The organism is Veillonella sp. VA139, assembly GCF_003992005.1.
GTDB lineage: Bacteria > Bacillota > Negativicutes > Veillonellales > Veillonellaceae > F0422.
The window spans coordinates 72,163-95,313 of sequence record NZ_RQVL01000005.1 but is presented as its reverse complement, the minus strand read 5'-3'; the positions used below and the strand labels follow the sequence as shown (position 1 = coordinate 95,313).

At 41.2% G+C, this 23,151-nt stretch carries 18 protein-coding genes and 1 other annotated feature; of the genes, 5 read left to right on the top strand and 13 right to left on the bottom strand.

Annotated elements, in window-relative coordinates; all coding sequences use genetic code 11:
• Nucleotides 1-310 precede the first annotated feature (310 nt).
• Nucleotides 311-904, bottom strand: coding sequence for a 5'-deoxynucleotidase (gene yfbR / locus EO125_RS03900; RefSeq protein WP_127147747.1), 594 nt, complete (start codon nt 902-904; stop codon nt 311-313).
• An 845-nt stretch (nt 905-1,749) separates the two neighbouring features.
• On the opposite strand from yfbR, the gene EO125_RS03895 reads away from it, so the two are divergent.
• The 3 genes from EO125_RS03895 (at nt 1,750) to EO125_RS03885 (ending at nt 5,115) form a co-directional block, all read left to right on the top strand.
• Nucleotides 1,750-3,243: a hypothetical protein gene (locus EO125_RS03895; RefSeq protein ID WP_127147746.1), complete on the top strand. Its 1,494-nt coding sequence runs from the start codon at nt 1,750-1,752 to the stop codon at nt 3,241-3,243.
• Entirely contained in the window at nt 3,233-4,297 is a 1,065-nt protein-coding gene (locus EO125_RS03890; RefSeq protein ID WP_127147745.1) for a hypothetical protein, read from the top strand. Before EO125_RS03895 ends, EO125_RS03890 begins: the two co-directional genes overlap by 11 nt.
• A gap of 83 nt (nt 4,298-4,380) precedes the next feature.
• On the top strand, nt 4,381-5,115 hold the full coding sequence (locus EO125_RS03885) for an adenosylcobinamide amidohydrolase (RefSeq protein WP_127147744.1): 735 nt from the start codon (nt 4,381-4,383) through the stop codon (nt 5,113-5,115).
• Between the two features lie 74 nt (nt 5,116-5,189).
• Here EO125_RS03885 and EO125_RS03880 read toward each other — a convergent pair whose 3' ends face one another.
• Nucleotides 5,190-6,167, bottom strand: coding sequence for an asparaginase (locus EO125_RS03880; protein WP_127147743.1), 978 nt, complete (start codon nt 6,165-6,167; stop codon nt 5,190-5,192).
• Nucleotides 6,168-6,339: 172 nt separating this feature from the next.
• Here EO125_RS03880 and EO125_RS03875 point away from each other — a divergent pair, with 172 nt between their 5' ends.
• Nucleotides 6,340-7,785, top strand: a complete 1,446-nt coding sequence (locus EO125_RS03875) for an aminoacyl-histidine dipeptidase (protein WP_127147742.1) — start codon at nt 6,340-6,342, stop codon at nt 7,783-7,785.
• A 184-nt stretch (nt 7,786-7,969) separates the two neighbouring features.
• Here EO125_RS03875 and EO125_RS03870 read toward each other — a convergent pair whose 3' ends face one another.
• The 3 genes from EO125_RS03870 to pheA all read right to left on the bottom strand — a co-directional run bounded on the left by EO125_RS03870 (nt 7,970) and on the right by pheA (nt 11,341).
• Complete coding sequence (locus EO125_RS03870; protein WP_127147741.1) at nt 7,970-9,541, bottom strand: methyltransferase regulatory domain-containing protein; 1,572 nt, start codon at nt 9,539-9,541, stop codon at nt 7,970-7,972.
• Nucleotides 9,542-9,702: 161 nt separating this feature from the next.
• Entirely contained in the window at nt 9,703-10,212 is a 510-nt protein-coding gene (locus EO125_RS03865; RefSeq protein WP_127147740.1) for a hypothetical protein, read from the bottom strand.
• 241 nt (nt 10,213-10,453) lie between these two features.
• Nucleotides 10,454-11,341: a prephenate dehydratase gene (gene pheA / locus EO125_RS03860; RefSeq protein WP_127147739.1), complete on the bottom strand. Its 888-nt coding sequence runs from the start codon at nt 11,339-11,341 to the stop codon at nt 10,454-10,456.
• A gap of 290 nt (nt 11,342-11,631) precedes the next feature.
• Here pheA and msrB point away from each other — a divergent pair, with 290 nt between their 5' ends.
• Nucleotides 11,632-12,591 (top strand): peptide-methionine (R)-S-oxide reductase MsrB, encoded by a 960-nt coding sequence (msrB, locus tag EO125_RS03855; protein WP_127147738.1) that lies wholly within the window; start codon nt 11,632-11,634, stop codon nt 12,589-12,591.
• A gap of 461 nt (nt 12,592-13,052) precedes the next feature.
• On the opposite strand, the gene leuB is transcribed toward msrB, so the two are convergent.
• The 8 genes from leuB to EO125_RS03815 form a co-directional block, all read right to left on the bottom strand.
• On the bottom strand, nt 13,053-14,126 hold the full coding sequence (gene leuB, locus EO125_RS03850; protein ID WP_127147737.1) for a 3-isopropylmalate dehydrogenase: 1,074 nt from the start codon (nt 14,124-14,126) through the stop codon (nt 13,053-13,055).
• 132 nt (nt 14,127-14,258) lie between these two features.
• Entirely contained in the window at nt 14,259-14,753 is a 495-nt protein-coding gene (locus tag EO125_RS03845) for a 3-isopropylmalate dehydratase small subunit (RefSeq protein ID WP_127147736.1), read from the bottom strand.
• 1 nt (nt 14,754) lies between these two features.
• Nucleotides 14,755-16,020: a 3-isopropylmalate dehydratase large subunit gene (gene leuC / locus EO125_RS03840; RefSeq protein WP_127135659.1), complete on the bottom strand. Its 1,266-nt coding sequence runs from the start codon at nt 16,018-16,020 to the stop codon at nt 14,755-14,757.
• 4 nt (nt 16,021-16,024) lie between these two features.
• A complete protein-coding gene (locus EO125_RS03835; RefSeq protein ID WP_127147735.1) occupies nt 16,025-17,563 on the bottom strand; it encodes a 2-isopropylmalate synthase in 1,539 nt (512 codons plus the stop codon).
• 466 nt (nt 17,564-18,029) lie between these two features.
• Nucleotides 18,030-18,230: a binding site (T-box leader), on the bottom strand.
• A 436-nt stretch (nt 18,231-18,666) separates the two neighbouring features.
• The gene (gene fic, locus EO125_RS03830) at nt 18,667-19,272 is read right to left on the bottom strand and encodes a protein adenylyltransferase Fic (RefSeq protein WP_127147751.1); all 606 of its coding nucleotides are present in this window, start codon (nt 19,270-19,272) and stop codon (nt 18,667-18,669) included.
• A 137-nt stretch (nt 19,273-19,409) separates the two neighbouring features.
• On the bottom strand, nt 19,410-21,020 hold the full coding sequence (locus EO125_RS03825) for a CTP synthase (RefSeq protein ID WP_127147734.1): 1,611 nt from the start codon (nt 21,018-21,020) through the stop codon (nt 19,410-19,412).
• A gap of 30 nt (nt 21,021-21,050) precedes the next feature.
• On the bottom strand, nt 21,051-22,715 hold the full coding sequence (gene argS, locus EO125_RS03820; RefSeq protein WP_127147733.1) for an arginine--tRNA ligase: 1,665 nt from the start codon (nt 22,713-22,715) through the stop codon (nt 21,051-21,053).
• Entirely contained in the window at nt 22,681-23,139 is a 459-nt protein-coding gene (locus tag EO125_RS03815) for a DUF1934 domain-containing protein (protein WP_127147732.1), read from the bottom strand. Before EO125_RS03815 ends, argS begins: the two co-directional genes overlap by 35 nt.
• Nucleotides 23,140-23,151 lie beyond the last annotated feature (12 nt).

Below are 23,151 nucleotides of genomic sequence, written 5' to 3'. Positions count from 1 at the left end.
ATTGATTATGAAGTACATAGGTTACGTTACGAGTACTCTTTTGATGAAGCTTGTTATACACAGGATAAATTTATGACTTAATACTATCTTGATTTCCAATTACGCCTATGTTTAGTTATTTTTTATGACAAATTAATTTGTGCTTGACATATATTAACCTAGCTATGGAGTATATATAATGTATAGCACTATCTAATACGTCCTGTAGCAGATTATAAGCCGACCTTCTTGTACTATCTTAACATCAACTTTATAGTATTTACATATCGCTAACACATCTCACAGATATATCCACATTCCTCTTATCTTCTTATTTTGCAAAGGATACATTCATTTCATCTAAAGACTTAGTCAAACTAGGCACATAGACTTTCAAAAATAGATCTACTTCTGGCAATTGCATCTGTACTAATCGTTCGTGAATCGTATCATAGGCTGCATTGAATTCATTATTGCCAGCAGATTTTTCCGCCACGCATTTCATGAATGCTGATAAAGTGTCCGCTGCTTTCACAAGTACTTCGTATTCCTCTGGAACAGATACTAAGGCTTCCTCATAGGCTGGTTGCACCGGTTCTGGTAACGTACGCCATAAGGTTTCATTGGCCAACTGTTCCACTTCCCCATAGAGAGCACGCAATTTAGGATTAAAATATTTCACTGGCGTGGGCATATCCCCAGTGAACACTTCACTCACATCATGGTACATGGCAAGCACTGCCAAGCGATTCACATCCAATGTACCATTAAAATATGTGTTACGTAGTACTCCCAATTGATGAGCAATCATAGCCGTTTCTAAACTATGACCTTGCAAGTTTTCTACTTCTGTATTACGCATCAAGCTCCAACGTTGAATATATTTCATACGCCCTAAAAGAGCAAAAAAATGACTTTCTTCCATGGTACACGCCTCCTTAATCCAATATATTCATTATACAAAAAAAAGCCCGTTACCGCCATTCTGGTAACGAGCTATCTAGTTCGACACTTTCCTTTATACTTCATACATATCTCTACTTTCCTATTCTATTAACTTACACACATGGGTCATACACTTCTGCAGAAGCAAATACGTCTATATACATGACATCCTCCTTTATATTCACACTATCAACAATATACTTTTCTGAATACTTACACCTCTACGACACCTTCCCAATATCCATCATCTAACAATTCTACCCAATATCCTTCCTCATCTTGTACAAACCATGGTTCACATACATATTGCATTTCTAACATAGTATTTCTCCTTTTTACAACACACATTTCTTATACTTCTTACTTTTACTATTACAACACTAACAATACATACAAGCTCATCTTATCACCACCTTCGCTATATCACTACCCATCTATCTTACCACTCTATATATACATCTATTTCAAAATCCATGTTCTCATCTCCTTTCATCTATATCATCACACCACACTTCTTACCATTCTATGTATACTTCTAATTCCATATTCTCATCTCCTTTCACCTATATCACCACTTCACACTTCTTACCATTCTATGTATACTTCTAATTCCATGTTCTCATCTCCTTTCGTCTTACCTCGTGAACATAGTATACTTCATCTCAAATCTTACTTTTTATAAAAGTCCCGATAGTTACTATATTAGCCATTGATATATAAAATATACTAAAATCAATATCCCCTAGGTTCCATTTTATGGTACTATAACTATATACTAACAGACTTTATTGCTCACTAACTACAGATACACTGAAAGGAGCTCACATGGCAGGGAACACAAATTTTTTTGCTACTAGCGATGAAACAGAATCCCGCTTTTACCGATTCTTAAATTTAATCGCTAAAGGTGGGGTGTATAAAAGTGCAGATAAGGATTTCCATCCTTTTAAAGGTACTTCCTATCAGGAAAAAACAAAGCAAGCTCATTTTTTTATAGATGCCTTATCTCCCCAATCACTGTACGAATTTTCCTATGGTCGCGCTAAGCTATTAACATTACCTGGTCTAAGCTATTCTCCTTATAACCTAAATCCCTTAGCCTTTGCCCATGCAGTACGCAAAATGTTGCCTACAGACCTTCGTCGCAGTCTATTGCTATACCATCTAATCGCTACAAAAGATGTTGGTGAAGATGATACTGCTATAAATACCTATCAAAATGGCTTACAATACCCCTTGTCATATTATGCTAGCCATTTAGATACCGCCAACAAGGATGAAGCCCTATTAACAACAAAAAAACTAAGACGGTACTTAACATCTATTCACCAAGATATACTGTTGACCCAAGATGCAAGCAACGAGTCCATAATTAACAGTACTCAACTCTTCGACAGTGCCTTCGGTACGCTACAAGCAATGGGAGTCATAGCTCCTCATCCTACCACCAAAGATGCCTATGATATCACACCTAACCCTATCAGTGAATCCAATCTCACCGAAGAAGAGCGGAAAGAATTAGTCTATGCCTTAGACTTTCAAAAATATCTATCGCCTATCTCATCCTATGCTCATTATGTACAGTTTAAATTATCCCTAAGAAGTTTAGACGATGATGCGCCGGAAGATATCCTCAGTGATATCAATTCTGGGCAAATGCCACAAGTACCTTCCCCTATCTTGGTGCGCCAAGTGCCTCCTTTCAAAACACTACTGGATGACAAACGATTGTCTTTCTTAGCCGGCATGAATACATGGACCACGGTAACAACCATTGATCGGAGCAACCCTAAATCCACTTCCAAATTACACACCACTAAAACGATTGTGCACATAGATAACCTCGAAGAACATCGAAATGATTCTAGAGAATACATATACAGCACCAGCAAGCATGGTCGCCCTATGTCGCCAATTTCATTAGATGCCGTACATCACATCGACCTATACCCATCTACACCGCATTCACGAAAGCAGACTAAACCACCTACTACCTATACGGTGTACTTCGCATTTCATTCCTCCCCCTATAACGGGACGGAATTACAACAAGCCTTACATCAATTTCGTACGAAGCGTCTATCCATTGATTGCATGCACGAAGTTTCAACAGAAGATTGTCCATTTCTCGTAAAAGTCACCTACCTAGAGCCTTCTGCAGTATTACCATTGCTCTATCAATGGGGACCTTATCTTCATTTTGCCACCTCCACGGGAGAACCCCTCACAGAAGAGGACTTACAAAGAGACCCTATCAAAACATTACAAGACCTGGTATTAACTAGAGTAAGGAGTATCGTATCCCATTATGAATCCTAATCCATTTCTCCAATCCTATACGAATCCAGACCACGCCTCAGTCGGTGCCTATACCTTTTATTATATCCGGTTCATGCAACTTCTCCATTTCATTTATGTAGATCGTTTGAATTGTGATGATTTAAAAGTAGAATATAATCATTTAGACCCTCAAGAAATCACTGCTTGGTTGCTACAGGACTATCAACATACAATGGACAATGGCAGTGCTGCGGACATAGTAGAAAAAATCATTGAGTTATTCTTTCACCCTAGTACCGAAGCAGGAAAAGTACAACCTTATTTTATTCCACACATGCCAGAACCCTATCTATTCACAGACCGTGAGGTCCTAGCACTGTATTTACTCATCCACGATGAACGGGTATTCCCATTCCTATCACAATCTGTACGAGATAAACTAAAAGCTGCTATGGAACAACATCCCTTTCACCAAACGTTCAAAACGATCCTAGAGAACTATCAATCTACTCGACCAGCAACGCAAATCGATGCCCATACGTTAGAAATAACGCATACCTTGTTCCGTACCATTATAGAGGAGTCGCATACGGTAGAAATAGCTACCACAGATGGTAACCATATGGTAACCCCTTGTCATTTGCGATACTTTGCCAACACCGAGGACTATCACCTGTTAGGATTGCTCAATGAAAGCAAATACATCTATGTCCCTGTGAAAGATATACAAAGTGTCTGCCTTCGCGAAGACAAAACTGTATCCAACCGTTACACCATACTCACAGAGTTACTCGAACAGGATGCGATCACCCTCAAACTACGTGTAACGAACGATAAAAATGCCCTAGAGCGGGCCTATCATCTATTTGCCGATTATACAAAGGAAACTACCTTAGTGGAAACTATACTCGATGACGAAGATGAACTACAAGATCATACCTATCATCTGAATATCACCTATTATCCATTCGATGAAGATGATATATATCAAAATATACTCGCCCTCAGCGCTATGGTGACGGTCTTGGAACCTATATCCATACGGAATCGCGTTCTACAACATTTCACCACATTCCTAGAAAGATGGGGATAACCTACATCCAGATTAGACACCCCTACTACACCCTTAGGGAGCTACGTAACACCCTAGCCATAGATTCAACCATAGGAGGATTCATGACAACTCAAAACTCACATCTTGCCCCGTCTACACTACGTAGTGGTGGCTATGTCGATATACACAATTCCGCCATCACTGTGACCTATGACATGCCCTATTATGCCATCAGCACAAGTCCTTTCAACGGTGGCTTGCATCATGTCATGGCAGTGCGCAATCAACAACTCACATTTTTCGTCAACGATGAAAGTGAATTGCCTGGTGGATCCACCTCTGCTTATTTAGCAAAAGAATGCGTACAACAAGACCTACCGATTCATTTTTGTACAGCCTTATTGACTAGCGCCTCTATGGATCGACATGCCTATGTATGCTTACAAGAGGGAAGCATCATAGTCGAAGTCATTGCCACCGCTGGCGTTGAAAAAACAGCGCATCGAGCAGGTGATGGCTATACCTACTACGAAAAAGATGGCGCCTTCCATGCTGGAGGCACCATCAACCTATTAGTATTTACCAATTGCGCCCTCACCGACGGGGCTCTCACAAAATCATTGCTAACCATAACGGAAGCCAAAACCGTAGCACTCCAATCCAAGGGGATTACTAGCATCCTATCTGGACAACCTGCCACAGGCACATCCACAGACGGCATCATTATGACCATCGACCCGAACGGAGAACTCCTCACAGACTCAGGCACATTCTCTCAATTTGGCGACACCTTAGCGAAAGCTGTACGATCCGCCATTGAAACAGCATTAGAGAACGCAGCTACCTTGGATCTATAAATAGTACGAGCTTATTTTGCTACTATTCTATTGACCTAAACCGCCGTAGACTGCATAGCACAACAATAGAAGATTTAATAGAGTGCAAACACGTTCTCTAAATCTTCTCGACTTCGTTCTTGTTGTAACGCTAACATCAATAAGATTCTAGCTTTCACAGGCGACAGGGAATCGCTAACGATCAATCCCTCTTTCACATCCGATGAATTGCTAGATACAATACCATTTCCAATGCGGGATGACCGCACTTTGGGAATGGTAATTGTTTTGAGCGTATCACGAACACCCTGTGGCAATGTGCCATGGCCAAAACCACCCACAATTAACCCTTGTGATCGATTTGCTACCATAGTGAGTATTTCTGTATCCATCCCCCCATAAAGATTCACAATCCCTACGGATGGCAATTCCACTTCCTCACGTAAAATAAATTCGCTGTCACTCGTATGCTTACGACATGGAGTATAGTAAAAATAAGCTGTTCCATTTTGTACGCACCCCATATGACCTAATTGGGCATTTCCAAAGGTAGCCACATCGGTAGTGTGTAGCTTTGCCACCTCTCTGGCACTATCTATGTAGCCATTCATGACCACTAATACCCCTTGATTCCACGCACTTTCACTACGCGCTACTTGCACTGCTTGCAATAAATTTACAGGACCATCTGCACTAAGTGCTGTTGCAGGACGCATGGAACCAGTCATCACAACTGGTTTCTTCGTATGCACCGTCAATTGCAAGAAATAGGCAGTTTCCTCCATCGTATCTGTGCCATGGGTGATGACAATGCCACCAACATCCTCCCGATCAGCCACTTCATTGATAAGTAGTGCTAACCGTACCCAACGATAGGGGCTCATTTCAGAACTGTCTATATTAGAGAATTGCACACTTTCAAACGGTCCATACCCCTCCAAGGCTGGCACAGCTTGCATCAAATCATCCACACCTATGGATCCCGCTCTATATTCCGTTAATGCACTAGACCCATTTCCAGTACCTGCAATGGTGCCTCCTGTGCCTATCATTATAATCTTTGTATCCTTCATGTGGTAACCTCCTTTACAATCATTACTTGTATTATAGCATTCCCCACCATACACTTTCACTAGGAAAATATCATTTCTGAAAGTACCCTACTCCCTATATATTGACCCATTACAATGAAAGGAGTATAGTTAATGTATTAAATATTTCATCCATAATTAGAAAGGTACAATTATGACGCATACAAAGTATACAGCTAGTGTATTACACTGGTTCCATGAAATCAGTCAAATCCCTCGTGAGTCTGGCAACGAGCAAGGCATTAGCGATTTTCTAATGCAATTTGCCAAAGATAGAGGTTTAGACGCAGAACAAGATGAAGAATTAAACGTAATCATTCGTGCTAATGCAACTGCGGGCTATGAAAATCATCCACCGATCATTTTACAAGGTCATATCGATATGGTAGCAGAAAAATCTGACACATCCACTCACGATTTTTCCAAGGATCCTATTGAGCTCATCGAGGACGGTGAATGGTTACACGCCAATGATACTACTCTAGGTGCCGATAATGGCATCGCCGTAGCGATGGCACTGGCCGTGCTAGATGATTCAACCATCCCTCATGGACCTTTAGAATGTCTATTTACTACGAACGAAGAAACCGGTATGAATGGTGCTATGGCTGTGAAAGGTGACCGACTACACGGACAATATTTGCTCAATATTGATACAGAGCAAGAGCATGAATTTATCGTAGCCTGTGCCGGGGGCTGTCGTTTGGACCTTACATTACCAACGAACCCCGTACCAACACCAGAGGGATTAAGTGCATTCCACATCACTGTAGACGGCTTACACGGAGGTCACTCTGGCATTGAAATTGGTGAACAACTTGGTAATGCTGTGACAATCCTAGCTCGCTTATTAGTGGAAGCACAACAAGCATCTCCTATTTCTTTGAGCCATTTTACAGGCGGGTCCAAACATAATGCCATTCCTCGCTTTGCTGAGGCCACTATTCTTTGTCGCCCAGCTGATGCAGCTACATTGCAAGAACATATCCAAGCCAATGCCGAGATCATTCGTCACGAATTATCTCCACAAGATCCAAATCTACAAGTGAAAGTCACTCCTTGTGACACACCTGCTACAATCTACGCAGATACACAAGCACAAGCGTTCTTGCAATTCTTGTACTTAGCACCACATGGTGTATTCGGCATGAGCAAAAAGTTAGAAGGATTAGTAGATACTAGTAACAACATTGCCATCGTAGAAGACCATGGTACGCAATTAGACGTGCTCATCTCCGTGCGCAGTTTGACTATGAGTCAATTGACGTACCTACGTGACCGCATCATGACATTGGCAAAAGTACATGGCTTCACTGCTTCCGAGCAAGGTCGTTACCCCGCTTGGGAATACGAACGCGGTAGCCATTTAGAAGAACAAGCCATCGCACTCTATAAAGAGGTCATCGGAGTAGAACCACATGTAACAGCCGTTCATGCTGGTCTTGAATGTGGCTTATTGAAAGCACAATTACCACATACACAAATGATTAGCTTTGGTCCTACTATCTTAGGTGCTCATACACCAAAAGAACGACTACACTTACCATCAGTAGATACAGTGTCCAAATTCTTATTAACCTTATTAGAAAAATTACAATAACACCATGCGTAAGGGGAATCGCCATGCGATTCCCCTATGTCATATACAAATCACTATCCATGCACCTAGCTTTCAGATTCGTCATCCACCTAAAAAGATCTGTACTCACATGTAATATATACATGCAGTACAACTCTTTTGGGGTAATGACTCGGTGCACTATCTATAGTGGCCGAAGATAAAACTAGTTATGTTGCAAAAATCCAAGACGACTGAGATCCGCGAGGATACCATCCACCACAGAACGTCCTTGTAATGGAACTACTTGTCCATCTTCCTTTGTTTCATTCACAGTTAGCACGTCGTCAGCCAAGGTATATAGCTCATCCAACGTCTTAGGATCTGACAAGGCATTCATGATGACCACATGACCTGCATGTAAGCCTTCAATACTATCGTTGAATCGATCTGATACATTGATAAATTCATTTCCATTGCGATTGACAACGGTTTCCACATACTTTGCTGACTCTTTAGGTACCCTGGAGATACCCTCTTGGAATGGTTGCACATCTTTCGTTTCTGTAAAGACCGCTACTAAACCACATAATAAGAAACGAATTAGCATACTGTACATATCTACCTTAGGAAACTCCTCATTCTCCAGTAATCCTTTAATCTCCCTTTCATAGTCTGCTACAGTAAAGAATCCACCTTTTTTACATACGTTCACTAAACCCTGTTCTATCTTGTATTCTGTATCTTTCAAGTCCTCTACCCGACGGGTATAAATAAAATACAATTCATCTAAGGTACTCATGAGAAACTCTTCTTGATGGCGCAGCTTATGGGCTTGCGAGGCGTGACATAACATAGAGCGTCTAAACTGCGTATCATAATAATAATCTAAGATTTGTTCTTTTGTATTCCAGTCTCCACCAGATAAGGCGTCAATCATAGCTCTTTTTTCTGATTGTATCCAGCTAATAGCCGACAACTGAAAGTCCGTATCTGCCACATAGACCAAATGATGTGTTTCAGCCCGCTCTATAAATTCATGAATATACACTGGGTCATTAATAGGTTCCAAATACTCATGAGCAATGTAATAGCTCTTATGTGCCAAAGCAGAATCAAAGCTATCTGTTTTCCATTTCAGCTTCGGTACTACTTCCTCAGATTTTTTCAGTAAAGAATTTATCTGTTCTACAAACGCAATCCCTTTTTCTGTTTGCTCTAATAAACCCATGTCCTGATCATCTCTGATAGCATACTTCATCATTTCACGGACTTGAGATAAACGATGCCATCCTGGATACACATTATAGGATACATAGGCTACCCCTCGTTCTGAAAGGTTCACATCACAAATTTCTAGAATTTTATCTTTCACCATATCTGGTACCCAAGACCAAATGCCATGGACAATGATATAATCGAAGGTACCAAAGCTTGCATCAATGCTCATAATATCGCGTTCCAAAAGGGTTATATTTTGCAGTTCCATGGACTGAATCAACTGGTTTCCTATGTCGATTTGAGAGGCACTCAAATCCACTCCCACATAGGTTCCCTTAGGATGATGCACAGCTTGCCCTATTATATTACCGCCCATAGAGCAACCCAATTCTAGGACACGAGCCTCTGCCACAGGCACTGGATCTAAGCCCCATATTCTCGCTTTTGCCTCTAAACTATTCACCGATGTGACCCCAAATGATTTGGAATGATACACCAATTCATTATAGGAATCTTTTGTTTTCTCTATAGTTGATACTTCTTTCTTCTTCATTGATGTCGTTTTGCGCATTTTCATGACAGAGTCCTTTCCATCTTCCAGATTTTACATATCCATACAACAGGATACACCTCTTAATTGCATTGCACATAATATAGGTTAATTATATCAAACTATTCGCACTTTGGCCAATAATAACCTAGAAATTCTCTGTCATTCTAAAACATACATCTACCCTATTAGAGAATATGTAACAACTGTAAAAGAATAACAATCGTATATATGGCAAATCCCGCATATAAAACATGCAATATCCGAATTACCACAACCTCAATATCTATACGACCTTTTTTAAATATCCTTTCATGGCGCACTAAAAAGAGGTCTGGATGACGAGAATTAGATGCACTTAAGACAATGCGATATCCCTCAACAGCAGAACGAATTCCCGCTATAATACTCGCACAAACAAGACCTAGTAACATATAATCTAACCATTGTGGATCACGTATGAAGCCTTTCACAAGCAAGACCCCTAACACATCTGCTGCCCCCGTAAAAATAATTCCACTCATGGCCAAAATTGCTACTGCCTTAGGCGACACAAAGTCTAACACATCCTGCAATGCATGACCAGCAGTTTCAGCTTTTTCCTCTTTTGATTCTGATTTCATCCATCTATGGATGGACCACAACTGATACATCGCCCAGGCTATTAAATACGCTAAATACATGTGTAATTCTGTCATACTATCCCTCCGTTCTACTGATTGTTATCCCCTTAAATTTGATGCGATAAGCTTAAAAATAATGCGTTATTCTATCCTATGATTAATACTACCACAGTACGTTAAAATGTACTACTAAAAAATGATTGATACTATTGTTTTAGACTCACTTATTTATCCATTGCAGAAGTAACTCAATAATTTTTTCATGTATTCTTGTGCGACTTTTGCTTATGCTGGTATTCAAATTCCAATTAGAATCTCACAGTACATCATAGATTTTATAATGCCCTAAGACCTGTAAATAATTGGAAAGCTCTCGTACTTCTGCTAAAGCTTGTTGTAGGTCTGCTTCGCGGTCTTCCCCCTCAATGTCGATGTAGAAAAAGTACTCCCACGGTGTATGCATGGATGGTCGTGACTTGATGTTGACCATGTTCAGTTGGTGGTCCTCGAAAACTCGTAGGACTTTCACCAGTGCCCCTGGTGTATTCGGCGTTTGTACGATGATGCTCAACTTGTGTGCATCATGAATCATTACGTCCTTATGGGTGATGATGAAGAATCGTGTAAAGTTTTCCTTAAAATTTGCAATGTCTGGCGCCAACAGAGTTAGGCCGTATAGTTCTTGAGCAGATGCATTGGCGATGCATGCTTTCCTCACATCCTGTGTATCACTTACATATTTCGCACTCATAGCGGTATTGTTCATCGGTCCCAATTGCCAGGAACTGTGCGTCGCCAAAAATTGCGAGCATTGCATGAGGGCTTGTTCGTGAGAGTACACTTCTTGAATCATATCTAGGCTAGCACCTGGTACGCCTAGCAAACTATGACTAATGCGGTGGCGCACTTCCCCAACGATGTGAATGTTCTTATCTTTGATTAAATCCGTGCTGTCCCTCACTTCTCCAACGATAGAGTTTTCAATGGGCAATATAGCATAATCGATGCGCCCTTCATGAACAGCCTGTACGAGCTCACGATGGCTTTGACACCGTTCAATCTGTTGCCCTTCCACGGAGCCCCCTTTTTCTATATATTTTGAAAGCAAGTTCTGCAACACTTCATAGGCATAGGCACCAGGTACACCTGTATAGCCTAGCACAGAGTGTGCCAACTGTAGATCTGTAACTCTTTCATCTGCCATGGTTAACCCTCCTACTTTCCTGTTCCTAACATTAATATATGTAGTCTATTATACACAAAAGTACATGAAAACTTAACTAGAATATACATCTACCCCCTTTTATGATTCATAGACGTCTCATACGCTAGTACTCTTATTGATCAAGTTTCCTTCTGTTATACCTATGAACTTTCTTATAAAATACCCTTGTTATCTGAATACACCTATGCTAGAATTTAGTTAGCCGAGTCATGTCTCGGCTTTTCTTTTTATCTGATAGAAGATTACGTCCAACTATAAAGGAGGATACTATGCAACGAATTATCTATCTCGCTGGGGGCTGTTTTTGGGGCTTAGAGGCCTATTTCAAACGCATTCCTGGCATTGTAACAACATCTGTAGGCTATAGCAACGGACATCATGCCAACCCTTCTTACGAAGAGGTCTGCCGTGGCAGTGGTCATGTAGAAACTGTAAAATTGACTTACGATGATGCAACCATATCCCTGTCCCAAATCATTCAATATTTTTTACGGGTAGTGGATCCTTTCAGTATCAATAAACAAGGTGGAGACGAGGGCATTCAATATCGTAGTGGCATCTATTATGAAAACCCTGATGATAAAAGCACTATCGAGGAGTTCTTAGCCCTAGCCAACTCGCACTATCGTGAACCCTTTGCCATTGAAGTACTGCCCCTCGATTCCTTTTACCCTGCCGAAGACTATCATCAAGATTATTTAGACAAGAATCCTGGTGGATACTGTCATATCAATGTAGCCAAAGCCTATGAGCCTCTCATTGAGGAAGATGGGTATACGAAAAAATCTGACGAGGAGCTGCAACGTGAATTGGATCCTTTAGCCTACGCAGTAACCCAACAAAGTGACACCGAAAGGCCTTTCTCCCATCACTATACCGATGAGTTCCGCCCTGGCCTCTATGTAGACGTAACTACGGGAGAACCTTTGTTTATTTCCGCTGAGAAATTTGATTCTGGCTGTGGTTGGCCTAGCTTTGCCAAGCCTATCAACAGCGATGTCATTCGGTACTATCAGGATGAGAGCCTCTTTGGCCATTCCCGCATCGAAGTGCGTAGCCGCATTGGTGATGCCCACTTAGGTCATGTCTTTGAAGATGGACCTAGAGATATGGGTGGCCTTCGATACTGCATTAACGGTGCTGCCCTCCGCTTCATTCCCCTCGAAGAACTAGAGGCACAAGGCTATGGGGCTTTACAAGAAATAGTGCGAAAATCGATGGATAAATAGATCTTCACTCTAGTTGACATGCCTATACTTCTGTGATAGGATTGACTTGTAAATGTATATCTACAAGTGCGGAACTTTATCGTTGGTGATCCCCACCATAGAATGAATTATCATTCTGAAAGCGAGGGATTTTACTGTTGGTGCACCCCCACCATAAAATGAGTTATCATTTTTAAAGAGAGGCCCATAAAGATGGTGCTCCCCACCATGGATATACTTTATTTGCAATATAAGCCGGGATGTATCTCGGCTTTTCTTTTTTATCCCACTTTATTCGTCCCCTAGAGCCCCACCATAGCGCACTTAGGCTAGGCAATGCTTATATAGATGGAAATCTAACTTACACAAACGAAAAAGAATGCCATATACTCCGGAGTAAATCTCAGTGGAACGTAAATTTACGGAGGAGTATATGGCATTCTTTCATTTGCTATATAAAGGATTTTCCCAGAAGGTAACGCTTACCCTAAGTGCGCTATGACCGCGTCAGTCATACCTTGAGTATTTACTTTCGTGAATCCTTCACGATACATATCGCCTGTACGGTATCCCGCATCAAGAACAGCTGTCACCGCTTCTTCAATGGAGTCTGCTACTGTTGGCAAGTCCAAGGAGTAACGACACATCATGGCAGCAGACAAGATTGTTCCTAGTGGATTGGCAATGCCTTGTCCTGCAATATCTGGTGCCGATCCATGAATTGGTTCATACAAAGAAGTGCCTGTACCAATGGAGGCAGATGGCAATAAGCCAAGAGAGCCAGAGATAACAGCTCCTTCATCGCTCAAGATGTCTCCAAATAAATTCGTTGTCACTAGCACATCAAATTGACCTGGGTTCGTCACCAGTTGCATGGCTGTATTATCTACATAGTAGTAATCCATGTTGATGTCTGGGTTTGCCTCTGCTTTTTCTTTCGCAATTTTACGCCATAAACGAGAAGATGCCAATACGTTAGCTTTATCTACGCTCACCACTTTGCCAGACCGTTTACGTGCTGTTTCCACTGCTACGTCCATGATGCGTTCCACTTCATAACGAGCGTAGGTCTCTTTGTCCCAAGCAAATTCTGTTGGGCCTTCTCCTTGTGCTTCTTCCCGTTCCCCAAAGTAGATGCCTCCTGTTAATTCACGAACGATAACGAAGTCAACATTTTCTACTAATTCTGGTTTTAACGGAGAAAATTCACGCAATGCTGGGTAAATTTTCACTGGCCGCAAGTTACAGAACAAACCCAATGCTTTACGCAAACCAAGGATGGCTTTTTCAGGACGGATGGATGGATCTACATCATCCCATTTAGGACCGCCTACAGCACCTAATAATACAGCATCTGCTACTTGGCATGCATCGATGGTATCTTGTGGCAATGGTTCACCGAAGGCATCGATGGCCGCACCACCCGCTTTTTTCTCAATCCAGTTGGCTGTTACACCAGCTTTGGCAAAGGCTGCGTCCACCACGGCACGCGCCGAATTTGTTATCTCTTCCCCAATGCCGTCGCCAGCAATTAGGACAATTTGTTTTTCACTCATAGTATTCCTCTTTTAAAAGTCTCTACACATCTACAATATACCAAGATATTCTACCTAGTTAGTATCCATACTATAGGGAATACCTCTAGGCTAATCAATAGTAGCATTGCCTAGGGCCTCCTATTAGATATATTAGTTTTGTCTTGTTTTTGCAAAGTTTACCAATCCACCTGCTTTGGCAATATTTTGCACAAATTGTGGTAGTGCCGTTCCTTGGTAGCTTTCACCGGTAGTCACATTATGAACAACACCTGTGGCTATTTCCACAGCAATTTCATGACCCTCTTGAATACAGTCCACAGCCTCACCAATTTCGATCACAGGCAAACCGATATTGATAGCATTGCGGAAAAAAATGCGAGCAAAGCTATCTGCTACGATACAAGAAATGCCTTTTTCTTTAATCACTGCTGGTGCATGTTCACGAGAGGAACCACAACCAAAGTTTTTGCCAGCTACCATAATTTCACCAGCTTTCACATTCGGTGCAAAGGTAGTATCAATGTCTTCCATAGCATGTTCTGCTAGTTCCGCCATATCCGCGATCGCCAAGTAGCGCGCTGGAATGATTACGTCTGTATCTACATTGTCGCCGTAGCGCCAAATCGTTCCTTGAAAGTCTGCCATATTATACCTCCTCAGGGCTTGCTAAATACCCTGCTACTGCACTTGCTGCCGCCACATAGGGGCTTGCTAAATATACTTCACTGTCCACGTGTCCCATACGACCACGGAAGTTACGGTTTGTGGTAGATACGGTACGTTCGCCCTCTGCCATGATACCCATGTAACCACCTAAACACGGACCGCAAGTTGGTGTACTTACGGCACAACCTGCTTCGATAAAGATGTCCATTAAGCCTGCTTTTACAGCTTGGTTATATACATCTTGGGACCCTGGGATCACGATGCAACGCACGAAGTCCGCCACCTTGCGACCTTTAAAAATTTCTGCACACATTTCTAAATCTTCAAAGCGACCATTTGTGCAAGAACCGATGATGACTTGGTCGATTTGAATGCGGTCTTCTTTCACAATATCTTTCATGTAATGCGTATTGGAAGGAAGGTGTGGGTACGCCACCACTGGTGTTAATTCGTCTAATTGAATGGTCACTACTTGGCAATAGTCTGCATCTTCATCTGCTGCAATCGGTTCAATAGGACGTGTAATGCGACCTTGGATATACTCCTCTGTCACTGCATCGTATGGGAATACACCACATTTACCGCCCGCTTCGATAGCCATGTTACAGATGGTCAAACGGTCTGCCATTGTCATATATTGCACACCAGAACCATGGAACTCAAGAGCTTTGTAACGAGCGCCATCCACACCGATTTTACCGATTAAGTCCAACACAATATCTTTACCAGAAATCCATTTCGCTGGTTTTCCTTCTAACACGACTTTGATTGTTTCTGGCACTTTGAACCAAGTTTTACCTTCTGCCATAGCCACCCCTGCATCTGTAGAACCCACGCCGGTAGCAAAGGCATTCAATGCACCGTACGTACAAGTGTGAGAGTCAGCGCCAATGATCATTTCCCCAGGTCCAATCAAACCTTGTTCTGGCAACAATACGTGCTCAATGCCCATACGACCTACTTCAAAATAGTGCGTAATCTTATGTTGTCGCACGAAATCGCGCATCACTTTCGCTTGTGTAGCAGATTTAATATCTTTATTTGGCGTGAAATGGTCTGGTACTAAGTAAATGCGGTCTGCATCGAATACAGGTTTACCGATTTTTTCAAACTCTTTTTTCGCTGGTGGAAATGTAATATCGTTCATCAAGATGAAATCTAATTGACACTCGATCATTTGACCTGCTTTTACTTCTGCTAGCCCTGCGTGACGAGCCATATTTTTTTCTGTTATGGTCATACCCATGACATTAACCCTCCTGGTTTCCAAACTCTTGTTCTAATTCTTTTGCTAAATAAATTGCATTGACTGCGTTAATATAGGCATTTACACTGGATTTTACGATATCTGTGCTCACCCCACGGCCTTGGAATCTGCGGCCATTATAATTGACTTTTACAACCGCCTCACCAAGGGCATCCTTACCCACTGTTACGGAACGGATTTGGAAATCTTCCAACACAAATGGTGTGTTCACTAGTCGTTCGATGGCTCTGAAAGAAGCATCTACCGGACCATCACCGACAGCGGCGTCCATGCGTTCCCCACTCGGTGTTAATACACGAATGCTAGCAAGAACATAGCCATTTTGATCGGAATGGTAATCGTGTTGTACCACGTGGAATGCTTGTTCGTGATGCATCGTATCCATCACCAAAGCGTAAATATCTTCATCATAGACTTGTTTTTTCTTATCTGCTAAGGCTTTGAATTGAACGAACAACTCATTCACTCGTTTTTCTTCTAACTGAAAGCCTAAATTCACTAGATGATCTTCGAAGGCATGACGACCAGAATGTTTACCTAATACGATGGACGTTTTTTCCGCTCCTACACTAGCTGGGGTCATAATTTCATAGGTGGTTGGATTGTTCAACATACCATGTTGATGAATACCGGACTCATGAGCGAAGGCGTTAGCACCTACGATGGCTTTATTAGGAGATACAGCCACACCACAAAGTTTGCTCACCAATTTGCTAGTACGAGTAAATAGTGGTGTGTTGATGTGTACATCAAATGGATAGTGGTCATGACGAGTTTTAATAGCCATCACGACTTCCTCGATAGCCACATTACCAGCTCGTTCACCTAAGCCATTCATAGTACATTCTACTTGGCGAGCCCCTGCTTCGATAGCTGCCAACGTGTTCGCATTCGCAAGGCCTAAGTCATTGTGACAATGTACACTGATGATTGCCTTTTCAATACCTCTTGTATGCTCTTTAATGTAGCGAATACGATTGCCAAACTCTTCTGGTGTCATATAACCAACTGTATCTGGCACATTCAAAATAGAAGCTCCACCTTCGATAGCCACTTCAAAGACACGGCATAAATAATCTAAATCTGTACGAGATGCATCTTCTGCGGAGAACTCGATTTCATCGAATTTACCTTTCGCAAACTCAAGGATATGTTTCACAATGTCTAACACTTCTTCACGAGTCTTTTTCAATTTATATTCTAGATGAATATCGCTAGTAGCGATAAACACATGTAGACGGCTGCGTTCTGCACCTGCTAGTGCTTCTGCTGCTTTCGTCACATCATTCTCATTGGATCGAGCAAGCGCTGCAATCGTACATCCACGTACTTCTTTAGCAATTGTGGATACTGCTTCAAAGTCACCTTCCGATGCCGCAGGAAACCCCGCTTCTATAACATCTAATCCAAGGCGTACAAGAGATTGTGCAATTTCTACTTTTTCTGGTGTTTGAAGGGAAACACCTGGAGTTTGCTCCCCATCGCGAAGTGTAGTATCAAAAAAATAAATTCTGTTATCCATGATTGTTCCTCTTTCTGATTAATCTATATCTGTTCGTATTTCTATTCTAACGAATGATTCTAAGAAAACTGAATATGTGGCCTCCATATCTCACCTTTGATAAAATCATTCCTATGGTGGTTTTGACTACGTGACGCTGAAATTGCTTTCAGAGAATAGAAAAACGCCCCCAGAGATGACAATGCATCCCTAGGGGCGTTATATGTTGCGTATTGGCTTCATAGAGGTTTTTACATTTTACATACTGTATGTTCTAGTCGTACTACATCATAGATTCTGCCTCTATCTTGTGCGTTGTTTGTCACAATCAACGGCATATTCTGCTATTAGTAAACTGTGCTTAAAACTATCAGAACATTCTAATAGAGTTTACATGTACTGTATACCTTATACAGATCTCATCGTAAAATGTAAGAAACACTAATCAACCTATGATACAAAAAAGCCCCTCAATGTGCAGTGCACATCAAGGGGCATTATCATTTCAATAACACGGTCCCACCCTAGTTGGTTCTCACAGTTATAACGGAACTACCGTCGATGACTACTCGGTTTCACCATCGCTGCTCACAGGGGAGTTTCAATATAACCGTTCTACTACTTCACACCAACCAGTAGCTCTCTGAAAGCAACTAACTATATCTTTATACCTGTTCATCGCATTTGCTTTATGTAACTGAAGACTATTCTATAGCATTTCCAGTCGCTTGTCAATAGACTAATGTATTTTTTATTTATGTGTATACACAATACGAATAGATTCTGCTATAATAAAATCACAGAAAAGTCTTCAACGTGCGTTGGGCTCATCTCTTCCTACTCTATAGGAGGAGGTGGTACTATGAAAAAGTTTTTTAAAAAAGTCAATATATTGATTTTGATTTTAAAACTAATAGTACAAATCATTGATTTGTTCAAATAATTAATGATGAAGCCTAACGAAAGAGGTTCGCACCCTCTACACGTTAGGCATCATCAATTTACGCTTTTGAGATGAGCCTAACGCCAGCACACGTTGATGGCTCTTCTTGTTTGTGTCTTAAGTATAGCACTGTTTGGAATAAAAGACAATAGAATAGCTGCATCGTAGGGCTCAAAATATCCTACAACTCTTCTGTTTTATACAAGGTATACCCTTCATAGTAATAACTATGATCAATGCCCTTCATATAAACTTCTCTATCATCTATCCGATCAGTTAATGCTCTTTTTAAAAGATGCTTGATTTCAATATCTTTAATAGGGCTTCGTTCCATGGCTAGTAAATAATCGTCTTTATCTACTAAGCTCCAATCTACAACGTGATGTAGTTCTTGCTTCAACATTAGGTCTAGCCAGATTCTAGCACTTCTTCCATTGCCTTCTCTGAAAGGATGTGCCACGTTCATCTCCACATATTTTTCAATAATTTCATCAAAAGTAGATTGTGGCATGTTCTCTATACTTTCAAGGGCTGCCTGTAAATACATTACAGGCGCAAACCGGAAATTACCTTTTGCTATATTAACAGACCTAACTTTTCCTGCAAAGTCATAGATACCTTCAAATAAATATCTATGTATCGCAGCTAATTGTGCAAAAGAACCTACAGCATACTTCTCTAGTACAGCAGTATCAAACAGATCTAACGCTTTCTTCTTACTAATCCGTTCTTCCTCCCTAGCAAGTTCTACAGAGTCTGTAAGTCCCAACTTATTTTGCAATACCATATCATCACCACCTTCTAGCATAAAATATGCAGATGCCTCTAACATTCATCATTCCGATAAAAATCTTACAAAAGGACTGCACCCAGAATCTATTGTATTCTGTTGCAGTCCTTTCTATGTTACATACTCACTATGTCTTATTTTTTATTATCAATAGCCGCTTTCACAAATCCTTTGAACAATGGATGTGCATTGTTTGGACGAGATTTCAATTCTGGATGGAATTGTACGCCTACGAACCAAGGATGATCCGCTACTTCAACGCATTCTACTAGACGATTATCAGGGGATGTACCGGAGATAATCAAGCCTGCATCTGTCAATTGTTGACGGTATGCATTGTTGAATTCCCAACGGTGGCGATGGCGTTCGTAAATCAAATCTTCGCCGTATGCTTCATGTACTTTTGTACCAGGTACTGTTTTACATGGGTATACGCCTAGGCGCATTGTACCACCTTTTTCATCTACATCTACTTGGTCATCCATTAAGTCGATCACAGGGAACTCACAGCTTTCATCAAATTCTGTGGAAGTAGCGCCATTCATATCCAATACAGAACGAGCAAATTCCATTACAGATGTTTGCATGCCCAAGCAAATGCCAAGGAACGGCACTTTGTGCTCACGAGCATATTGGATGGTCGCAATTTTACCTTCTACACCACGGCAACCAAAACCGCCTGGTACCAAGATACCGTCTACATCTTTGTATACTTCCGCTAGGTCTGTACCTTCTGCTTCTACCGCTTCAGAGTCAACCCATTTAATGTTAACTTTTGTATCTTCTACGATACCTGCATGACCCAATGCCTCGGCTACAGAAATGTACGCATCATGTAATGCTACGTATTTACCAACAAGAGCGATAGTAATTTCTTGTTTAGGATGTAAGATTTTATGAACCATGTCTTTCCATTCTGTCATGTCTGCAGGACGATCTTCAAGGTTCAATTTGCGTACAACAATGCTATCTAATCCTTCCTCTTGCATCATCAATGGTACTTCATAGATGGTGCTGCAAGTGCGGTTTTCCACGATAGCATCTGGATCCACGTCACAGAATAATGCCAATTTATCTTTCATGTCACGGGAAATTTCTTTTTCTGTACGGCATACGATGATATCTGGTTGGATACCAATACCACGAAGTTCTTTTACGCTGTGTTGTGTTGGTTTTGTTTTCAACTCGCCAGCTGCGCTGATGTATGGTACCAATGTAACGTGGATATATAACACATCATCACGGTTGACTTCTTTTTTTACTTGGCGGATAGCTTCCAAGAACGGTAAGCTTTCAATATCGCCCACAGTACCGCCGATTTCTGTAATCACCACATCTGCATTATCTTCTTTACCTACACGGAACACAGCGTTTTTAATTTCATTTGTAATATGAGGGATAACTTGTACTGTGGAACCAAGGTATTCCCCTTTACGTTCTTTATTGATGACAGACCAATACACTTTACCAGCTGTAATATTGGATGTTTTACCTAAGTTAATGTCAATGAAACGTTCATAGTGACCTAAATCTAAGTCAGTTTCTGCACCGTCGTCAGTGACGAACACTTCACCATGTTGATAGGGACTCATGGTACCTGGGTCGATATTGATATATGGATCAAATTTTTGAATTGTCACCTTATATCCACGATTTTTCAACAAACGTCCCAAGGATGCTGCAGTAATGCCTTTACCTAATGATGATACGACGCCACCTGTTACGAAAATATACTTTGTTGACATGATGCCTCCCTAATAATTATATGCTTCTGATTACATTTTTTCAGGAGCGGAAATACCTAAGATACCTAGACCATGTTGCAATACATGTGCTGTTGCCGTAATCAAGCCTAAGCGAGCTTGTTGCAATTCTGGCTCAACGCCCATGATACGACCTTGTTTATAGAAGGAATGGAATAGACTGGCTACATCGTACAAGTATTTAGCAATACGATGTGGCGCTTTATTATTAGCAGATAACTGAATTTCTTCTGGATAGGCTGCTAATTTTTTAATCAATTCCACTTCTTGTTCGCCTTGCAATGCTGTGAAAGTAGTATTCGCCCAGTCGCCATAGGCAATACCAGCTTCTTTCACTTGGTTGAAAATACTGTGAATACGAGCATGGGCATATTGGATGTAGTACACTGGATTATCGTTAGATTTAGAGGATGCCAAATTGATGTCGAAGTCCAATTGGCTATCTAAGGAACGCATCAAGAAGAAGTATCTCGCTGCATCTACCCCTACATCTTCGATTAATTCGTCCAACGTAATGGTTTCTCCTGTCCGTTTAGACATTTTCACAAGTTCTCCATCACGGTATAAGAATACCATTTGTAATAGTAGAACCTCTAATTTATCTGGGTTAAATCCAAGCGCTTCCATAGCTGCTTTCACACGGGCAATATACCCATGATGGTCAGCACCCCAAATATTGATTAATTGTTTGTAGCCACGTTCGTATTTATCTTTGTGATACGCAATATCTGCCGCCAAGTACGTTGGTTCTCCATTGTCACGGATAACTACACGGTCTTTGTCATCCCCATATTGCATAGATGCCAACCAGTAGGCCCCATCTTTTTCATACATTCCGCCAGATTCCAATAGCTGATCCACTAATGTGCGAATCTCACCACTTTTATGTAAACTACGTTCGCTAAACCAACGATCAAATCCTACACGGAAATTACGCAATGTTTTACGTAATCCATTTAATTTTTCTGTTAAGGCAAATTCTTTAAAGAATGGAACACGCTCTTCTTCTGGAAGTACTGCAAAGAAATCGCCTCTCCAGTTAATCAATTCCTGCGCTGTATCAATGACATCTTGACCACGATAGCCAGACTCAGGGAACTCATGTTTCATATCTAATAATTCTAAATACCGAGCATTCACAGAGGCCGCTAAGTTATCGATTTGCTTACCTGCGTCATTAATGTAATATTCAGCAAACACATTATATCCAGCTGCACGCATTAAATTTACCAAGGCACTACCATAGGCAGCACCACGACCATGACCTACATGTAACAAACCAGTTGGGTTCGCACTGACATACTCAATTTGCACAGTATCTTCTTCACGAAGTGGTGCACCACCATATGTGTCCCCTGTTGTTAATATGTTTTTTAAAGTATCGTAAATCACATCAGAAGCTAAGAAGAAATTAATAAACCCAGCACCTGCTACCTCTGCTCGTTCCAACCAATCGTAGTTCATATGGGAAATGATCGTTTCCGCAATGGCCCTTGGATTAGATTTCGCCACTCTTGCAGATTGCATAGCAATATTGGTGGAAAAATCACCAAACTCTTTCTGCGGTGGCACTTCCAAATGTGCCTCTGGATAGGTACCTTCTGGTAACTCTCCTTGTTCCAGAGCTATCTGCAAAGCATCCTTAATGGCTGCTTTCAAAACTTCTTTCATGTCCATAATGTACATCCTCCCGAATCTCTACATACAGTTGGTTGTAAAATTGCCATTCACCACCAACAGAGATATCATATCCTAAACAAATATGGCCCTTGCCATCTTTCAAATCTATGTCTAATTCATGGGTTAGCATAGCTAGTTCTAGCGCCCCATATGGGGTTTCCAAACTTGCAATATTAGTCTTCCCCAGTTGATACTCATGGCGCATAGAAAATTCACCAGTTCTTAAGAGTACCACCGAATCCTTATAGGCTTTAATGGTTGTTTTCGTATTCCCCAAACCAGTGACTTCACTTTCATCATAAATGATATGTTTCGCCAAGGCTGTTTCATAATACTTACCAGAGGATACTAATTCCACCACCGTATCTTCTCCATCCGCATCACGTTGCGTACTTTTCACGGACACAATGACTCGTTTCATTAGCATTCCTCC

Excerpts from the sequence above, each read along its gene's own strand:
- yfbR (WP_127147747.1), bottom strand. The coding sequence starts at position 904 with ATGGAAGAAAGTCATTTTTTTGCTCTTTTAGGGCGTATGAAATATATT.
- EO125_RS03895 (WP_127147746.1), top strand. The coding sequence starts at position 1,750 with ATGGCAGGGAACACAAATTTTTTTGCTACTAGCGATGAAACAGAATCC.
- EO125_RS03890 (WP_127147745.1), top strand. The coding sequence starts at position 3,233 with ATGAATCCTAATCCATTTCTCCAATCCTATACGAATCCAGACCACGCC.
- EO125_RS03885 (WP_127147744.1), top strand. The coding sequence starts at position 4,381 with ATGACAACTCAAAACTCACATCTTGCCCCGTCTACACTACGTAGTGGT.
- EO125_RS03880 (WP_127147743.1), bottom strand. The coding sequence starts at position 6,167 with ATGAAGGATACAAAGATTATAATGATAGGCACAGGAGGCACCATTGCA.
- EO125_RS03875 (WP_127147742.1), top strand. The coding sequence starts at position 6,340 with ATGACGCATACAAAGTATACAGCTAGTGTATTACACTGGTTCCATGAA.
- EO125_RS03870 (WP_127147741.1), bottom strand. The coding sequence starts at position 9,541 with ATGAAAATGCGCAAAACGACATCAATGAAGAAGAAAGAAGTATCAACT.
- EO125_RS03865 (WP_127147740.1), bottom strand. The coding sequence starts at position 10,212 with ATGACAGAATTACACATGTATTTAGCGTATTTAATAGCCTGGGCGATG.
- pheA (WP_127147739.1), bottom strand. The coding sequence starts at position 11,341 with ATGGCAGATGAAAGAGTTACAGATCTACAGTTGGCACACTCTGTGCTA.
- msrB (WP_127147738.1), top strand. The coding sequence starts at position 11,632 with ATGCAACGAATTATCTATCTCGCTGGGGGCTGTTTTTGGGGCTTAGAG.
- leuB (WP_127147737.1), bottom strand. The coding sequence starts at position 14,126 with ATGAGTGAAAAACAAATTGTCCTAATTGCTGGCGACGGCATTGGGGAA.
- EO125_RS03845 (WP_127147736.1), bottom strand. The coding sequence starts at position 14,753 with ATGGCAGACTTTCAAGGAACGATTTGGCGCTACGGCGACAATGTAGAT.
- leuC (WP_127135659.1), bottom strand. The coding sequence starts at position 16,020 with ATGGGTATGACCATAACAGAAAAAAATATGGCTCGTCACGCAGGGCTA.
- EO125_RS03835 (WP_127147735.1), bottom strand. The coding sequence starts at position 17,563 with ATGGATAACAGAATTTATTTTTTTGATACTACACTTCGCGATGGGGAG.
- fic (WP_127147751.1), bottom strand. The coding sequence starts at position 19,272 with ATGGTATTGCAAAATAAGTTGGGACTTACAGACTCTGTAGAACTTGCT.
- EO125_RS03825 (WP_127147734.1), bottom strand. The coding sequence starts at position 21,020 with ATGTCAACAAAGTATATTTTCGTAACAGGTGGCGTCGTATCATCATTA.
- argS (WP_127147733.1), bottom strand. The coding sequence starts at position 22,715 with ATGGACATGAAAGAAGTTTTGAAAGCAGCCATTAAGGATGCTTTGCAG.
- EO125_RS03815 (WP_127147732.1), bottom strand. The coding sequence starts at position 23,139 with ATGAAACGAGTCATTGTGTCCGTGAAAAGTACGCAACGTGATGCGGAT.